Origin of the sequence: Flavobacterium faecale, from assembly GCF_048320115.1 — a bacterium.
Taxonomy (GTDB): Bacteria; Bacteroidota; Bacteroidia; order Flavobacteriales; family Flavobacteriaceae; genus Flavobacterium; species Flavobacterium faecale_A.
In genome coordinates, this window is sequence record NZ_CP182943.1 from 1,035,973 (window position 1) to 1,051,571 (window position 15,599).

Annotated in this window: 14 protein-coding genes and 1 tRNA gene; 5 read left to right on the forward strand and 10 right to left on the reverse strand. The window is 34.6% G+C overall.

The genetic code is table 11. The features are described 5' to 3' along the window. Positions 1 to 78: 78 nt before the first annotated feature. The 10 genes from ACNH59_RS04300 to ACNH59_RS04345 form a co-directional block, all read right to left on the reverse strand. On the reverse strand, positions 79 to 744 hold the full coding sequence (locus ACNH59_RS04300) for a transcriptional regulator (protein WP_418264199.1): 666 nt from the start codon (positions 742 to 744) through the stop codon (positions 79 to 81). A gap of 40 nt (positions 745 to 784) precedes the next feature. Next, positions 785 to 1,084, reverse strand: coding sequence for a helix-turn-helix domain-containing protein (locus tag ACNH59_RS04305; protein ID WP_418264200.1), 300 nt, complete (start codon positions 1,082 to 1,084; stop codon positions 785 to 787). Positions 1,085 to 1,388: 304 nt separating this feature from the next. Beyond that, the gene (locus tag ACNH59_RS04310) at positions 1,389 to 2,243 is read right to left on the reverse strand and encodes an RteC domain-containing protein (protein WP_418264201.1); all 855 of its coding nucleotides are present in this window, start codon (positions 2,241 to 2,243) and stop codon (positions 1,389 to 1,391) included. 103 nt (positions 2,244 to 2,346) lie between these two features. Further along, positions 2,347 to 3,591: a site-specific integrase gene (locus ACNH59_RS04315; RefSeq protein ID WP_418264202.1), complete on the reverse strand. Its 1,245-nt coding sequence runs from the start codon at positions 3,589 to 3,591 to the stop codon at positions 2,347 to 2,349. A 251-nt stretch (positions 3,592 to 3,842) separates the two neighbouring features. Next, a tRNA-Ser gene (locus ACNH59_RS04320) sits at positions 3,843 to 3,929 on the reverse strand. Positions 3,930 to 3,983: 54 nt separating this feature from the next. Next, on the reverse strand, positions 3,984 to 5,015 hold the full coding sequence (locus ACNH59_RS04325) for an asparaginase (protein WP_418264203.1): 1,032 nt from the start codon (positions 5,013 to 5,015) through the stop codon (positions 3,984 to 3,986). After that, on the reverse strand, positions 4,999 to 6,141 hold the full coding sequence (locus tag ACNH59_RS04330) for a 1-acyl-sn-glycerol-3-phosphate acyltransferase (RefSeq protein ID WP_418264204.1): 1,143 nt from the start codon (positions 6,139 to 6,141) through the stop codon (positions 4,999 to 5,001). The genes ACNH59_RS04325 and ACNH59_RS04330 overlap by 17 nt, the downstream gene beginning before the upstream one ends. Before the next feature lie 61 nt (positions 6,142 to 6,202). Next, complete coding sequence (locus tag ACNH59_RS04335) at positions 6,203 to 6,982, reverse strand: TatD family hydrolase (RefSeq protein ID WP_418264205.1); 780 nt, start codon at positions 6,980 to 6,982, stop codon at positions 6,203 to 6,205. A 160-nt stretch (positions 6,983 to 7,142) separates the two neighbouring features. Further along, positions 7,143 to 7,868, reverse strand: a complete 726-nt coding sequence (locus ACNH59_RS04340) for a tetratricopeptide repeat protein (RefSeq protein WP_418264206.1) — start codon at positions 7,866 to 7,868, stop codon at positions 7,143 to 7,145. 7 nt (positions 7,869 to 7,875) lie between these two features. Continuing rightward, a complete protein-coding gene (locus ACNH59_RS04345) occupies positions 7,876 to 8,454 on the reverse strand; it encodes an RNA polymerase sigma factor (RefSeq protein WP_418264207.1) in 579 nt (192 codons plus the stop codon). A 364-nt stretch (positions 8,455 to 8,818) separates the two neighbouring features. On the opposite strand from ACNH59_RS04345, the gene ACNH59_RS04350 reads away from it, so the two are divergent. The 5 genes from ACNH59_RS04350 (at position 8,819) to ACNH59_RS04370 (ending at position 15,597) form a co-directional block, all read left to right on the forward strand. Continuing rightward, positions 8,819 to 9,790 carry a hypothetical protein gene (locus ACNH59_RS04350; protein ID WP_418264208.1) on the forward strand — a complete coding sequence of 324 codons (972 nt, stop codon included), beginning with the start codon at positions 8,819 to 8,821 and terminating at the stop codon, positions 9,788 to 9,790. A gap of 83 nt (positions 9,791 to 9,873) precedes the next feature. Continuing rightward, positions 9,874 to 11,823 (forward strand): DUF7619 domain-containing protein, encoded by a 1,950-nt coding sequence (locus ACNH59_RS04355; RefSeq protein WP_418264209.1) that lies wholly within the window; start codon positions 9,874 to 9,876, stop codon positions 11,821 to 11,823. A gap of 41 nt (positions 11,824 to 11,864) precedes the next feature. Then, positions 11,865 to 12,278, forward strand: coding sequence for a GxxExxY protein (locus ACNH59_RS04360; protein ID WP_418264210.1), 414 nt, complete (start codon positions 11,865 to 11,867; stop codon positions 12,276 to 12,278). A gap of 263 nt (positions 12,279 to 12,541) precedes the next feature. Then, positions 12,542 to 15,184 carry a CHAT domain-containing protein gene (locus tag ACNH59_RS04365; protein ID WP_418264211.1) on the forward strand — a complete coding sequence of 881 codons (2,643 nt, stop codon included), beginning with the start codon at positions 12,542 to 12,544 and terminating at the stop codon, positions 15,182 to 15,184. Continuing rightward, positions 15,160 to 15,597, forward strand: coding sequence for a retropepsin-like aspartic protease (locus ACNH59_RS04370; RefSeq protein ID WP_418264212.1), 438 nt, complete (start codon positions 15,160 to 15,162; stop codon positions 15,595 to 15,597). Before ACNH59_RS04365 ends, ACNH59_RS04370 begins: the two co-directional genes overlap by 25 nt. The last annotated feature ends 2 nt before the right edge of the window (positions 15,598 to 15,599 follow it).

Below are 15,599 nucleotides of genomic sequence, written 5' to 3' on the forward strand. Positions count from 1 at the left end.
GATTAAAGAGGTTCTGCGTAGTTTTTGTTGTTGGTTACGTTGAGGTTTTTGGGATTGAGTTGGGTTGTGGATTTATTGTTATTGAATTTGTCCAGGTTTAAAATCCAATTTCGGGCGGCGGCTTGCCAATCTTTCATTGGGGTCTTCCCTCCAACCAACCAACCAACCATTACTTTGAAAATGATTGAAAAATTTTTCGGCCTCCATCATTTGGACTTTTTTTTCTTTGAAAAACTCTTGAACATTTTCAATTTTGGGTGGTACTTTTTTTTCTTCCCTGTTTACAATGTTTATAATGTTTGTATTGTTTATATAAGGTACATGTTTAGTACTTGTTTGGTGCTTGTTTACAGCTTGTTCATTAAGCTGTTCAATAGGTTGTTCAATGACTTGTTCATTTTTTTGCTGGCTTTTCAACCTCTTAATTTCCTTTTTTGGGATTGGTTTGGTGTAGAAATCTAGATTGATTACTTCTAAGATTGATCCTTTGAAAGGGTTGAATGAAGGTGAATATTTGACATATCCCTTTTCATGGAGTTCTTTAATGCATTTATGGTAAGTTGCGGAAGATGCAATTTTGCTGATTCGCATTAATTCGTCTCTAGAAATACCAATTGGATTCTGGAAACGGTTTTGATTCCACATCTGAAAAATGGACATATAAAGACTGATATGCGTTGGATTTAAATCATGGTCGATAGATACTTTTTCAAAGAATCCTGTGAGGTGTTTGATGTAGTTCATTTTAAAAGTTGCTAAGGTTCTTAGTGGTTGAGATAATTGCTTATTTATCCAGCATTTTAGAAATATCATCGTACTTATAATAAATGATGCCACCAATTCGATTGTACTGAAGTGTTCCGTTGATGCGAAGATTTTGTAAAGTACCTGGAGAGATTTTTAGAAGCTTTCTAACTTCAGATGATTTTAACCATTGGGCTGGTTTTTCATGAGTTGTGGATGATTGGATTTCTTTAAGCAGTGCATTTCCGAAAATCAGCAGGTCTTTTTTGGTTACTACTTGATGGGTTAACAATTCGTAATTGTCTACTTCTGGGAATAATTTTTTCGCGTTTAAATTCATGATTTGTTTTGTTATGATTACAAAAACAAATTAATTTCATTTGGATGAATAAAATCCACCAGTTGTCCCCAATTGGGGTATGATTTTTATGCAAAATCACGCCAAAGGCTAGGATTTACGGGAGAAAAAAATTTAGAAGTCCTAAAAGGATGCTTTGAGACTTACTTTTTGAAGCTCAAAAATGGATGTAAATGGGTGTGATTTTAATGAATTGAAAGAAATCCCCAAGTTGTCCCCAATTGGGGTTTTTGAAAAAAGAAGAAAAAATGTGGTATTTGGTATTTTGAGGCTACGGACTGATTTGTTAGAAACTATCTTCGATGATTTTATTTCGAAAAATATCTACTAATCTTTGAAGGAATATTGAAGAAGGTGCTTTGCGCTTTTTAATCTCCGAATAGGTGCGGTACAGGCTGTCTTTGATGTCCATATTAAACAAAGCTCCCATTGTTGAGGCAATTTCTTTTATACTAATATTTCCATTATTAAGCACTTTTGCAAAATAAAGAGCATAGATAAGTTCAATAAATTCGGTTTTGGTTCCAGTCCATTGTAAATTAGATTGCGCTTTAATCGCCTTTTGACTGGCTTTCTTCTTTAACTTGATTTTCGTTTTAATTTTTCTAATTCTATTTTCGATATAGCAAATTAATAAGTCATGTGCTAAAATAGATGCAATCTTATTGTCATAACAAGTTGAAATCTTACTATCAAAACCTATTTGAGAATTATCTGTATCCAGAATACTTTTCTTTGTTTTTCGAGTAAAATACTGACTATCCCAATCATTTGCATCTGATCGATAGTAACTGTAAAACTTAGATTCTACATTGAGACTCTTTGCTGCTTTCTTAAGTTCTTCTTCAAAGAATTTTAGACTCAATTTATTGCCTGAAGGCATGTTTGTATGGATTCGCAATAATTCCTTCTGAAAAATTAATTTAGAAACAATACAGGGTTTGATTTCTTTGAAGAATTCAATTTCTTCTTCTTCGTTTTCGAAATCATGCGTTTTTAACCATTCGTGGAGTTCGTCAATTTTAGTTTCAGCCCAGAAGATGAATTCTTTAGAAAATTTGATTTTGTCCTTCTTTTGGTTCCTTAACGGAACACTCATCTCTAAGAATTCATCTCTAATGGCATGTTGAAATGAAATCATTTAATTATTATTTTTAGTTGATAATAGCTACAAATATAAATTATATTTCCAGTCTATTTCCTACTAAAATATAACAAAACAAACTAAATCGTAATAAATTTAACTAAATGGAATTCTTCTTTTTCTCCTCAGTCCTAGCTCCAAACTTTGTTCTCAAAACCATCATATCTTGACTTATTTTTTTGTCCAAAATCTTAGCATAGTGTTGAGTGGTTTTCAAATTGGTATGTCCTAACATTTTGCTTACTGTTTCTAATGGAACACCATTAGACAGTGTAACGGTTGTTGCAAAAGTATGTCTGGCTATGTGAAAAGTAAGTTCTTTATTGATACCACAAACTGTAGCGATTTCTTTCAAATAGGAGTTCATTTTTTGATTGCTTAAAATAGGCAACAATCGATTTTGATTTAAACTTATGGGATGGTTCTGGTATTTATTGATAATTTCTTGCGCCATGGGCAAAAGTGGAATTTTGGAGGTAGTTTCTGTTTTCTGTCTGTTCTTGAAAATCCATTTATCACCATCAATTCCAATCGAAATGTTTTCTTTTGTCAATTGCTGTACATCTACATAGGCTAAGCCCGTAAAGCAACTAAAAATGAAGATATCACGAACTAAATCCAATCGTTCGATTTCAAATTCTTTATTGATGATTTCTTCTATCTCTTTTTCCGAAAGAAATTCACGAACGACTTCTTTTACCTTTGATTTATAATTTATAAATGGATCTTTAGTAAGCCATCCATTGGCCAAACACTGGTTAACAATCTTGTGGAAGTTCTTGATGTATTTTACTGCTGTGTTATTGGCACATTTACGCACGCTTCTCAAATAAAACTCATATTCTGTTATAAAGGCATGATCTATCTTTTCGATACTGATATCGGAAATATTGTATTTCCACAAAAGAAAATCTTTAGTGTGTTTTAATGAGGTCATGTACCGTTCGTATGTTCCAGGTGCATACTCTAAGCCTATTAACTCTTTCATTTTTCGATTGTGCTCCTCGAAGATTGGAATTAGCATGCGTGCTCTTTTCTTTACACCAAAAAGACTGTTCTTGATGTTTTCAAAATTGATTTCCTCTTCTCGATTGTACAAATCTTTTTCAGCATCTATGACTTTTGATTTTAATAAATCAAGATGACTATTTATTGCTCTTGCTTCTGCAGAAGCACCTTTAATTTTAGCGCCTTCTATAGACCATTTGAGTGGATCTATGTACTTACCCGAACTAAGTTCAATACGCTTACCATTGATAGTGATTCTTTGAAAAATAGGCACTAAGCCTTTTGAATTGACTTTGGCTCTTTTAAGGAAAAAGAGAATTGAAATTTTTGCATCCATTTGTGGTAACCTTTAATGATTATTTAAATTACGTTAAATATCAAAGTAGAACAAGATGTTCATCTATCGAACAGCCTAATTTTACTGGGGTTTACAAATAAATAGGAGCACAATTTATTTTATAAAATAGGTACTCCGATTTGTACCCCTAGGTATACATACTAAATGAATTGTTTTGGAATAAAAAGAAATAAAAAACCCCTAAAAACATACGTTTTTAGGGGTTTTAATGTAATTTGAATGTTAATCAGCAGAGAGGAAGGGATTCGAACCCTCGATACAGTTGCCCATATACTAGCTTTCCAGGCTAGCTCTTTCAACCACTCAGACACCTCTCTATTTTGGTTTGCAAATAACTCAAAAAAAAATGACTTAGAAAAGTAAAAACGGCATTAAATCATCTCACCGCGCAAAGAAGTTTCAAAAAAGGTTTTGAAATCCTTTGGAGCGGTATTTTTACCCAATAAATACATTAGTTTGGTAATAGCAGCTTCAGTGGTGATATCCTTTCCCGAAATAACTCCAGCCAATTTCAACTCTCTACTGGTTTCGTATTGCCCCATATTTACACTACCACTGGAGCACTGCGTTACATTTACGACATAGACACCCTTTTCGACAGCAGTTTGAATGATCTTAAGAAACCATTTCTCCGTTGTAGCATTTCCGGCTCCGTAGGTTTCTAGCACGACAGCTTTCAAGCTTGGAATAGAAAAAACAGATCTTAATACCGTTTCTGAAATCCCTGGAAACAATTTTAATATTAGCACATTTGTATCCAATAAATACTGCACTTTCAAATCATTACCTATCTCTGAAACTGGCCAAAGCAATTGCTTATTCCATTTTAAATGCACACCTGATTCTACTAAACAAGGATAATTAGGCGAATTAAAAGCTTGAAAATGCTCTGCATTTACTTTGGTGGTGCGATTGCCACGGTAGAGTTTGTATTCAAAATACAGGCATACTTCCTGTATTACCGCTTTTCCTTTTTCACGTAAGGAAGCAGTTTGAATAGCTGTAATTAAATTTTCTTTGGCATCTGTTCGCAAATCGCCTACAGGCAATTGAGAACCTGTAAGGATAACAGGTTTGGTTAAATTTTCGAGCATAAAACTCAAAGCCGAAGCAGTATACGACATGGTATCAGAACCATGAAGAACCACAAAACCATCAAATTTGGTATAATTATCCTCAATGATTGCGGCTAATTCTCCCCAAATTTTAGGATTCATATTTGAAGAATCGATAGGTTTTTCAAAAGAAACCGAATCTACCTCGCAATCCAATTGTTGCAATTCGGGTACTTGTTGCAATAGCTGACTAAAATCAAAAGCTTTCAAAGCTCCTGTTTCAAAATCTTTACTCATACCAATGGTTCCACCGGTATAAATCAAGAGTATTTTAGCTTTGGACTGCATTGTTATACTTTAAACTGTTCACAACAGGATTTGCGTACATATTCAAAAAACCTTGTAAAGCTACAGGATTTGCAGCATCAATACGTTTTTCCATTCTGCGCTCAAAAACACTCTTTTGATCTTCAGTGTAATATTCTGCAAAAGTGTTGCTATTGTTGATGATATCGTAAGCGATATAATTTGTAGGCCATAATTTATAATTAGGCAAGATTGAATCATCAATCGCTTGAGCAATCGCTTGGATTTGTTTGTTGGCATTATCGTTTTCAGCGGCGATAATATCTATGGCATCGTTCAATACATCACCAATATGAATATGAATGTGTTTCTTAGGCCCTAACGCTCCACTCAAAATCGTCATAAAATCCTCATTCTCTTGCTTCACATACACCTCATTATTAGCTTCTGCCAATAATTGTGGCATTTTCAAAGCATCAGTAGGGTCGTATTCATACGAAATAGAGACAGGAACGATTTTGATTTTCTTGAAATAGTCCATCAAGTTAGCCTCATCAGAACCCATGGCAAGCATTTTCAAAATACCAGGGTTTGTGGCATCATTTCCATCTTTGGTCCTTCCTTCGCGTTGAGCAATCCAAACTGAACGACTTTCATGTGTCAGCAGGTGACCGATGTATTCCGATAAGGTTTTAGAACTTTGCAACATTTCACGAGGACTCAAACCTCTTTGAACTAAAAAATTACGGTTTAACTTAGCCAAATCCATCAAGAATGGTTGTTTCACCAAGTTATCTCCAATAGCTGAGGCCGTCATCACCAATCCATGTTCGAATAAAGAAGCATTCAACAAAGTAGTGTCTAATAAAATATCACGGTGATTGGAAATAAACAGATAGGATTCCCCTTTTTCCAATTTCTCGAAACCCGAAGTCGAAAGACCTTCAGAGCTTTTTTCCAATACTTTTTGTACTGATTGATAGATGAAATTACATTGGAAGTCTCGAATAGAATGCGTTTTTGAAAGCTGTTCTCTCCACACTTCATCGGCAACATCAGGAAAAGAAAAATTCATTAAGGATTTCATCATCGGGTGATGAAGTAATTTTTTGAATACTTCATTTACCTCAGAGTCATAAAAAGGACGAATCGCGTCAAATTTTTGCATTATAGTTTTTTTAGTCAAAGCAAAAGAACAAAAAAAAAGTCAAACTAGATAAATTTCTACTTTAAATCCCAAAAATTGCTTTCGAATTTTCAGTAGTTTTTTCAGCAATTTCTGCTACTGAAACCCTATATATTTCCGCTAATTTGCTGGCTACATTTAGGATATAACTGCTTTCATTTCGCTTTCCCCTATAAGGAACAGGAGCGAGATAAGGCGAATCTGTCTCAAGGACAATATGTTGTAAATCAATCTGCTGTAAGAACTGATCTATTTTTCCATTTTTAAAAGTAACCACTCCTCCAATTCCCAATTTCATATTAAATGAAATTGCACGAACTGCTTGCTCATAAGTCCCCGTAAAGCAGTGAAATATCCCAAACAAATCATCCGATTTTTCTTCTTCCAAAATTTCAAAAATTTCATCAAAAGCTTCACGACAATGAATTACAATCGGTAACTGGTACTCCTTGGCTAATTGGATTTGAGTTCTAAAAGCGTCTTGCTGTTCTTTCAAATGCGTTTTATCCCAATACAAATCGATTCCAATTTCCCCAATAGCGTAAAATTTTCTCTTGGTTAATTCTTCTTTCACATGTTGTAGTTCGGCTTCATAGTCCTCTTTCACATGCGTAGGATGCAATCCCATCATCAAAAAAACGTTTTCAGGGTAGGCTTTTTCTAAATCATACATAGATGCCGTATAACTAGAATCAATCGCAGGAATAAAAAAACGAGAAACTCCAGCATCTATGGCACGCTGTATCATCTCGTTTCTATCTTCTTTGAATTCTTCTGAATAAAGATGCGTATGTGTATCGGTAATTATTGTTTTTGTATCCAATGGCAAAGTTTAAGGATACAAAATTGCAAACTTTTTAAAAAACTAAACATAAAAGACACCAAAATTTTATATTATTTTTAAAATACAAAAGACACAAAAGAGCTATTTTGATAAACTCTTTTGTGTCTTTGATTTTTTTGTGCCTTTGGTGTTAAATTTTCTAATCCAACTTATCTAACAAATCCGCTACTTGGTCGTAATTTTCATAATCGGCTGGTATTGTTTTCAATATTGCCTCACAAGCTTTATAGTCTTTTTGTTTTAATTTTAGTAAGGCTAAATTCCAACTGGCTTTGTTTTTATAAACAGAAGTCCCCGATTGAATCTCTTTAAAAACTGTTTCAGCTTCTTTCAAACGATTCATCTCCATCAAGGAAATCCCGTAGTAGAGTTCGATTTCAGGACTTGCATTTTCTTTTACAATAATCTCAAATTGCGGCAAAGCCTCTTCAAAATCTTTATTATTAAAAGCTTCCTGCGCCAATTTCATATTGACACTTAACTCCCCTCTTTCTATAAAATAGGCATTTTCATATTCATTGTAATCCTCAAATACGGGTTTAGAATTTTGCAGTAAAAACCAAGCACCCAATAAAATCGTCACCGAAGCCGCCACTGAATAATACCAAGGCTTCAATGTTCTGAGTTTTGATTTTTTCTTCTTGGTGGTTTTAGACGCCATTTGAACCAAATTCTCCTGAAATGCTTTTCGTTCACTTTCAATTCCAAATTTTTGTTCCAATTGAAAATTTACCTCTTTATAATTCTCAAAGGCGATGGCCAAATCACCATCAGCTTTCAATTCATCTTCAAAAGCTTTTTTCTCAACAGCCGTAAGCTCCCCTTGCAGATATTGATCGAATAACAGATAACGTTCCTCATTCATGGCGTAATTATTTTAAATTTTGATACTGACTTGATTCTTGAATCCACTGGGTCAATTGCCCTGTACACAAAGATTTTTTCTTGCGTACATAACCATAGTTCACACCGAGCTTTTGAGCTACTTCTTCCATAGATTTGAGCACAAAGCTCAATTTCAGCACTTCTTGGCATTTTTCGCCTAGTCTTTGAAACATAGTATCAAAAAGCTGTTGTTTCTCCTCAAAAACTTCCGTTTGAGCCACCATTGCATTAGCGTCTTCATTTATAGATGCAAAATCATCGGCAATTGTTACCCCTTTATTCGAAGCTTTTTTCAATTCATTGAGCCATCTTCTTTTGCACAATAAAAAAAAGTAAGCATCAAAGGGACAAGTCAAAAGCAGTTTTTTGGCTTTAGCCTGATCAAATAATACAATCAATACTTCCTGAATCACATCTTGTGCTTGATCCTCATCACCAGAATTATTCTTGATGTAGTGAATCACTTTTGGGACAAACTGTTTATAGATGGACTGGATAATCGCCGAATTATTCGACGCCAATCCTTCAATATACATTTGATCAGGATGTGCAGTTAATGTGGTCATAGAAAATATTTTAACTGCTAATGTAAAAAAAGAATCTCAAATAAATATGGATTAAAGGGGTAACAATTATAAAACGATGTTGATATACCTATACAAATCAACAACTAGTTCTTATAAATAATGTGACCATGAAAAAGTATCTAAAAAAAATCAAACGCTTTTTTACTTATACACTTTGGAAGATTATAACAAGATAAAAAAAGCGATTAAGGGGTAACAATTACAAACTTCAGTGGATATAGAGTTGTAAAACGTTCCTAGAAACAAAAAAAATAAAAAACTCAAATTAAAGGGTAACAATATCAAACCTTAATTGATATATCTAAAAATGACAAATTATTATTAAATCAAAAAAATAGAAATTATGAAATCAAATCTTAAAAACATCGGACTTTTATTCTTAGCTGCAGTATCATTCATTAGCTGTGACGACAACGACCAACCTATTACTCCAGCATCTGCAGCTGAATTCGCAGCAGTAAGAGAAGCAGCCTTAGAAGCTCAAACACAAAAATTTACAGCCACAGCAGGCGCAGGTGTCATCACACTGACCTCAGCCAAAGGAGTAACAATCCAAATAAACGGCAACTGTTTAACCAAAAATGGAAGCCCTGTAACGGGAGCTATTGACATTGAATTTGTGGAACTTTTTGACAAAGGAACCATGTTAGTTACTAACAAACCTACTATGGGAATCATGCCAAACGGCGATCGAAACTTATTAATTTCTGGAGGTGAATTTTTTATCAATGCCACTCAAGGCGGTGTAAATCTTGTTGCCAACTGTAATATTAATTTGAATGTACCTGCCGCTTTGACCAATGGCGTAGATAATGCCATGGTTTTATGGAATGGAATCATTGACAACGAGGGAAATCTAGCATGGGAAAACGCCCGAGATGCTGCAGGAACCAACGGAAAAGGCGGTGTTGAAGCTGGACAAAACAGCTATTATGTATCTTTTGGGAACTTTGGATGGACTAATGTGGATAAATTCTATAGCGACCCAAGACCTAAAACTACTATCCTAGTAGGAGCCCCAACAGGTTATGACAACACTAATAGTGCAATCTACTTATCCTATGATGGTGAAGGTCAAAATGCATTGGCAAAACTAGACACTTATACTAATGCAGGATTATTTAGTGAGCATTATGGTCAAATTCCAGTAGGTCTAGCTTGTCACATTATTTTTGCAACCGAAGATAACGGACAATGGAGATACGCAATCAAAGCAGTAGCCATTCAAGCCAATGATGTGTTCTACTTCACAATGGGAGAAACCACTGTAGGAACCGAAGCGCAGTTAGTAGCAGCCATCAATGCTATTCAATAAGACCATACAATAGTTTTTTACAAAAGCGGTGAGCTCTCACCGCTTTTTGCTATTTTTATAATCCCTAACCAAACCTTCCAATAATGAAAATATTGTTCCGACTCTTTTTTCTATTCTCTGTAGTCTCTTATTCTCAATCCAAAGTAAAAGACACTGTTACTCGTAGAGCTATAATCGGTTATATCCAAACTGGAAATCAAGTCAATTTCAAACCTGAACTACCTCCTTTGATTCCCATTGCTGGTGCACCCAAACCTAGTTTTTCGTATCTATGGGAAATGGGAGATGGTACTTATAGCAAAGAAGCTGAGCCCAAACATGTGTACAAAAACAAAGGAACCTACCATGCACGACTTGCCGTAACGAACAATTACGATAACGGAAAGCCACCCACTACCCGACCTAAAAAAGTAGTTGTAAATAACATCAGTTCTCCTGCAAATACTGCTATTGCTTCTATTGCCGACCCAAGTGGTTTTACCCTTCAAAAAAATTGCGACCCCATTCCAGAAGAAGAAATGGTTGTCATCTTAAGCTATCAAAATCAAGAAAATTATGTATCTAATGGAAAACTCTACCTTTTTTATAATGAAACCCAATTCAAACACAACAACTTCGAGTTGGTCGATTTTCGTACCCATGCAGGAGAAAGAGAGGTAAAAGAAAATGCATTTGCAGTAGCGAATGAAAACAATGACACCAATCGCTTTTCAGTCTCAACTGAAAACTACAAACCCATAACAAAATACGCAAACACGACAAACGAGCTGGATTTGGAAACCACTTTGGCTTTAGCCAAAAAAGAATACCGCCAAGTGAACATCTTGGAAATGGACGAAATGAACCCTAATGAGGTTCGTAACATCTTTTACACCTTTAAAACTACGCCCGAAATGCTCAAAGACACCAGTGCCACGGTCACTATGCGAGGCGTTTTTGTCCCTAATCGAAGCTATAAAAACCACAAAGTAAAAAATCTAGAAATGGAAATCGTGACTTCCCACGACCCTAATAAAATGGGGTCTAATGGTAGTTTCATAAATTACCGCTTGGTCCGTTTTAAAAGGGTAAACTTCAAAACCCGTTTTCAAAATAACGGCGAAGGTCCCGCCAGAATGATTCGACTCGAAACAGATATCCCTGATATGTTTGACAAAAAAACATTTCAAATCGAGGATATGTATCCTAAATGTCCCATTTGCCCCAAAGACGAAGTCCCCACCACCAGTTGTTTGGACACCATCATCAAGCAAAAACAAATTTTCTTTACTTTCAAAAACATCTACCTTCCTGGTAGCAATCAAAAAAATGTACATGAAAAAGACAGCACCAAAGGTTTTGTAAAATATTCGATGAAATTCAATAAAGATTTTCACAAAGTAAACACCCGCAGTAGAACGGCTATCATTTTTGACAAAAACGAACCTATTCTGACCAACTATGCCACCACCCGATTCCAGCCAGGAATTTCGATTGGGGCAAAGGCAGGCTACAATTACTACCCCAGTCTAAACAATTCTACCAGTTATTTTGCTGGAGCAACCATTTCTCCTTTCAAATCGTATCGTTTTTATTGGCAGGCAGAGTTGGCCAACAGCCTCCACAATTACCAATCTGGCAGCAGTACATCTAACGAAATTATTCAAAATGCTAATGGCGTTCGTCAACTGCAACGTACCACTACCACCACAGAAACCACTAGCCTAAACAATGAAATCCCAGTGCTCATTCGTTACAATATTAATAACTTCATTGGTATTGGAACTGGAGTTCAAGCTAATATCAACGCCTCCGAAAAGCAAGAACAAAACACGAAAACAGAACTGTACGAAACCGACAAACCTTCTTTCCCCATTAGTTCGACAGAGCAATCTATGTCGTCAAAACAAAATTTTAGCAATTTTAAAACCGGATTACTTTTTGACCTTACCATCGGCGCCGCTCGCATTGGCCCAAGCTTAGGCGCGCGATATGTGATCAATTTCAAAGAAAATTTCAATTATTTCCAGTTTTATGGGATTTGGAAGTTTTAGTTTTTTTAATACAAAAGGTACAAAAGTAACAAGATAGAATTATGAATATCACTAAAGAATATATAAAGGATTTGACCTATAAAATAAATGGTGCCGCAATAGAAGTACACAAAGAACTAGGCCCTGGATTATTAGAAAGTGTTTATCATAAATGTGTGAAGTCAGAATTAAAATATAGAGGAATTGCCTTCCAATCAGAATTAAAAGTTCCTATCAATTTTAAAGGATACGAATTAGAAACTGAATACAGATGTGATTTATTAATTGAAAACTGCATCGTAGTAGAGCTTAAAGCCCAGGACATTCTCCCTCCAATTCATCAAGCCCAAATATTAACTTACATGAAGTTACTAAAAAAACCAAAAGGGATACTTTATAATTTTCATTCTACCAACTTATATCACGAAGGACAAAAAACTTTTGTAAATGAATATTTTAGTGCATTAGACGATTAATTTACTTTTAGAAACACAATCTTTTGTAACTTTAAAAACATCCTAAAGCTTTTGTGCGTTTTGTGTATAAATGAAACATTTGTATGGTTTTTTTTCAAACACAAAAGACTCAAAAGGAAAAACAAAAGACACAAAATAAAAATGATCCGTCTCGGTAAAAAAACATAAAGATTTAAGTTCATAGCTTTTGCGACTTTTGCAGTTCAAAAACTATTTTATTGTGACTTTTGTGTTAAAAATATAAAGTAGTGATTTATTAAAATATGAAAAAGACACATCTTTTACTAATTCTTTTTTCAACGCTGGTGGCGCTCGGCCAACCATCAATACGCCTCGTAGATTCCATATACAGTGCTATTGACAACTTTGCCTCACAGCCTACTGAAAACGGACTTAAAAAACTAACTCAAATCGATCGTGATTTTTGGCACACCAAAAAAGCAAAATCCCAAGACGAACTTCTGGCAATAGTCATCTTAAATTGCAACAAAGGCTATTATGAAATGCAAATGGGACAAAATCAGAATGCCATTTCTAGCTACGAAAAAGCTTGGAATACCTATCAAAAAAACAAACTGAATCAATACGATATTATAGAATATGCTTTAAAACCCTTAGGGAATTTATACACCATGCAAGGCGACTATGACAATGCCGAAAACACCATCAAACAATACTATTATCTCGCCTCTAAAGCTAAAAAAACGTCTGAATCTACGAGACAAAAACTAGCCGCCATTCTCAATTTATCAAACGTTTATCAAGCTGCGGGTAAACCTGATTTAGCTATCGAATTGTTACAAAAAACCATTCAGACCGAGAAGTTATCCCGAGTACAAAAAGGGATTATCATCAACAATTTAGGCAACAATTATATGCTGGCTTACCGACAATCTACTCCAACTGAAACCGCTTTTAAAAAAATTGAATCTACTTATTTGTATGCCATTCAGCTGTTACAAAAGGACAAAAACCAATCCAAAACACTCGCCAATTGCTACCGTAATCTAGCCTCTCTTTACACCCAAAAACGTCATTTTGAAAAAGCCAATGAGTATTTTTCCAATGCCAAAAAACTTTTTTTTACCACCCTCAATCATGATCCTCGACAAATTGCTAAATTATATTACGAAGAAGCTGTCCTGCTTTTCGAACAACAAAAAATGACAGAAGCTTCTGCGTTGCTGAGTTCGGTATTCAAAACCTTAATTCCAAATTATTCAAACAAAACCAACATTCTCCCAGAAGCCAAATCACTTTATTCAGAAACTGTTTTATTAGATGCTTTAGATTTACAAGCGGCTATTTTCAGTATTGAAAATGCTCCTAAAAAAGCCTTAGAAGCTTACACACTCTCATTCTATATCGAAGATTTGTTTGCCAATTTACTCGTTTACGAAAACTCAAAAATTATTAACCAAACTCGAGTTCGATTGCGTACAGAAAAATGCATTGCAATCTATGCTTCTTTGTACCAAAAAGAAAAAAACCAAACCTATATTAATCAAGCTTTTCAACTGGCAGAAAAAACAAAATCTACTGTTTTAAAAAACTACCTTCAAAAAAACAAAACAGCTTCCCGAGAAGAAAAATTGCATTTGGACCAATTGCAAAACTGGACGATCGAAATTACGAAAGAACAACAAAAAGGAAACAAAGCTGATATTTCAAAAATTAACCATGCCATAGTAAAACAAAATGAGTTGGTCATTTCGTTGAAAAAAATTCAATCTCCTATTAGCCAAACTGAAAATCAAGAAATCGATTTACAACTCGTATTTGACAAACTGCAAAAAGAAAAAACATTCCTTGTCAATTACTTTTCAGGTAATGACAAAACCTATGCTTTTACATTTCAAGACAACAACCTTAAATTACATTCTTTTACTAACGAAACTGCACAAAAGGAAATCCGTGCTTTTTTAAATTATTTCAAAGATGCTGATGCTATTTTAAAAAAACCAAAAGATTACAATCATCAAGGAAAGATAGTTTTTGACCTCCTGAAATTACCTCAACCAACCAAAGGCAAAAACCTCATCATCATTCCAGATGGCCTACTCAATTTCATGCCTTTTGAAGCTCTAATCACTCAGAAATCCAATACGACAAATTTTGCTCAAATGCATTATCTAGTTAACGATTACGCTATTTTTTACAACAGTTCAGTCACATTTTATTTGAACGAGGTTGAAATCGAAAAACCTAAAAAAAATGTGTTGGGAATTTTTCCTGTTTTCGAAAAAACCGATTTTGCTTTGGATTTTTCGAAAAACGAAATGGCTTCCATAAAAAACAAATTTGATGGACGTTTTTTTGAAAATAACAAAGCAACCTTTGATCATTTTAAGACCAATGCCAGCAGTTACGCTATTTTGCATTTATCAACACATGCCTCCGCTGGTGATCTTGAAACACCCGCTAGCATTAAATTTTTCGATCAAGAAATTTTATATTCGGAGTTGTACCAATTGAAGATAAATCCTGATTTGGTCGTACTGAGTGCTTGCGAAACCGGCATTGGCAAACTCTATAAATCAGAAGGCGCCATGAGTATAGCGCGAGGATTTCAATTTGCAGGAGCTCGAAACTTATTGTTCTCCTTGTGGAAAGTCAATGATTTTACGACTTCAATTTTTATGGATTATTTTTACCAACATTGCAAAAGAGGTGATTCTTATCGTGAAGCCAATCGCAATGCTAAATTGGATTTCCTGTCTGACAAAACCATTTCAAACGAAAAAAAATCGCCCTATTATTGGAGTGCATTTGTGTATTACGGAAGCGCTATTGCAGGCGAAGAATCTTTCAATTATACTTTGTACATTTTAGGATTTGTAACGGTAATTGGTTTATTTTTGGCTTTCATTCGGTTTAGAAAATGGAAAAATTACAAGAAATCCTAAAAAAGGAAAAATATAAAAAAATTAAATTTAAGATTACCAAAACACAACACCTACTAATTAAGGTCAAAATCAATGGTATTAAAGGAAACTTCATTTTAGACACAGGAGCCTCTAATAGTTGTATTGGTTTTGAGAGTATTGAATTGTTTCAGGTGGACGCACAAGATTCCAAAACCAAAGCTTCGGGAGCTGGAGCTACAGGGATGCTGACACAAATTGCCAGTCATAATAAATTACAATTGGGAATGTGGAAAAAAAACAAATGCGACTTAGTCATTTTTGATTTATCACATGTCAACGAAGCCTTAACGCATTACAAAGTAAAACCCGTTCACGGAATTATAGGTGCTGATATACTATTAAAAGGAAAAGCAATTATTGATTATTACAATCATTACTTATATTTACAATAAAT

Excerpts from the sequence above, each read along its gene's own strand:
- ACNH59_RS04360 (WP_418264210.1), top strand. The coding sequence starts at position 11,865 with ATGAATATCACTAAAGAATATATAAAGGATTTGACCTATAAAATAAAT.
- ACNH59_RS04355 (WP_418264209.1), top strand. The coding sequence starts at position 9,874 with ATGAAAATATTGTTCCGACTCTTTTTTCTATTCTCTGTAGTCTCTTAT.
- ACNH59_RS04330 (WP_418264204.1), bottom strand. The coding sequence starts at position 6,141 with ATGCAAAAATTTGACGCGATTCGTCCTTTTTATGACTCTGAGGTAAAT.
- ACNH59_RS04310 (WP_418264201.1), bottom strand. The coding sequence starts at position 2,243 with ATGATTTCATTTCAACATGCCATTAGAGATGAATTCTTAGAGATGAGT.
- ACNH59_RS04315 (WP_418264202.1), bottom strand. The coding sequence starts at position 3,591 with ATGGATGCAAAAATTTCAATTCTCTTTTTCCTTAAAAGAGCCAAAGTC.
- ACNH59_RS04345 (WP_418264207.1), bottom strand. The coding sequence starts at position 8,454 with ATGACCACATTAACTGCACATCCTGATCAAATGTATATTGAAGGATTG.
- ACNH59_RS04305 (WP_418264200.1), bottom strand. The coding sequence starts at position 1,084 with ATGAATTTAAACGCGAAAAAATTATTCCCAGAAGTAGACAATTACGAA.
- ACNH59_RS04370 (WP_418264212.1), top strand. The coding sequence starts at position 15,160 with ATGGAAAAATTACAAGAAATCCTAAAAAAGGAAAAATATAAAAAAATT.
- ACNH59_RS04365 (WP_418264211.1), top strand. The coding sequence starts at position 12,542 with ATGAAAAAGACACATCTTTTACTAATTCTTTTTTCAACGCTGGTGGCG.
- ACNH59_RS04340 (WP_418264206.1), bottom strand. The coding sequence starts at position 7,868 with ATGAATGAGGAACGTTATCTGTTATTCGATCAATATCTGCAAGGGGAG.
- ACNH59_RS04325 (WP_418264203.1), bottom strand. The coding sequence starts at position 5,015 with ATGCAGTCCAAAGCTAAAATACTCTTGATTTATACCGGTGGAACCATT.
- ACNH59_RS04300 (WP_418264199.1), bottom strand. The coding sequence starts at position 744 with ATGAACTACATCAAACACCTCACAGGATTCTTTGAAAAAGTATCTATC.
- ACNH59_RS04350 (WP_418264208.1), top strand. The coding sequence starts at position 8,819 with ATGAAATCAAATCTTAAAAACATCGGACTTTTATTCTTAGCTGCAGTA.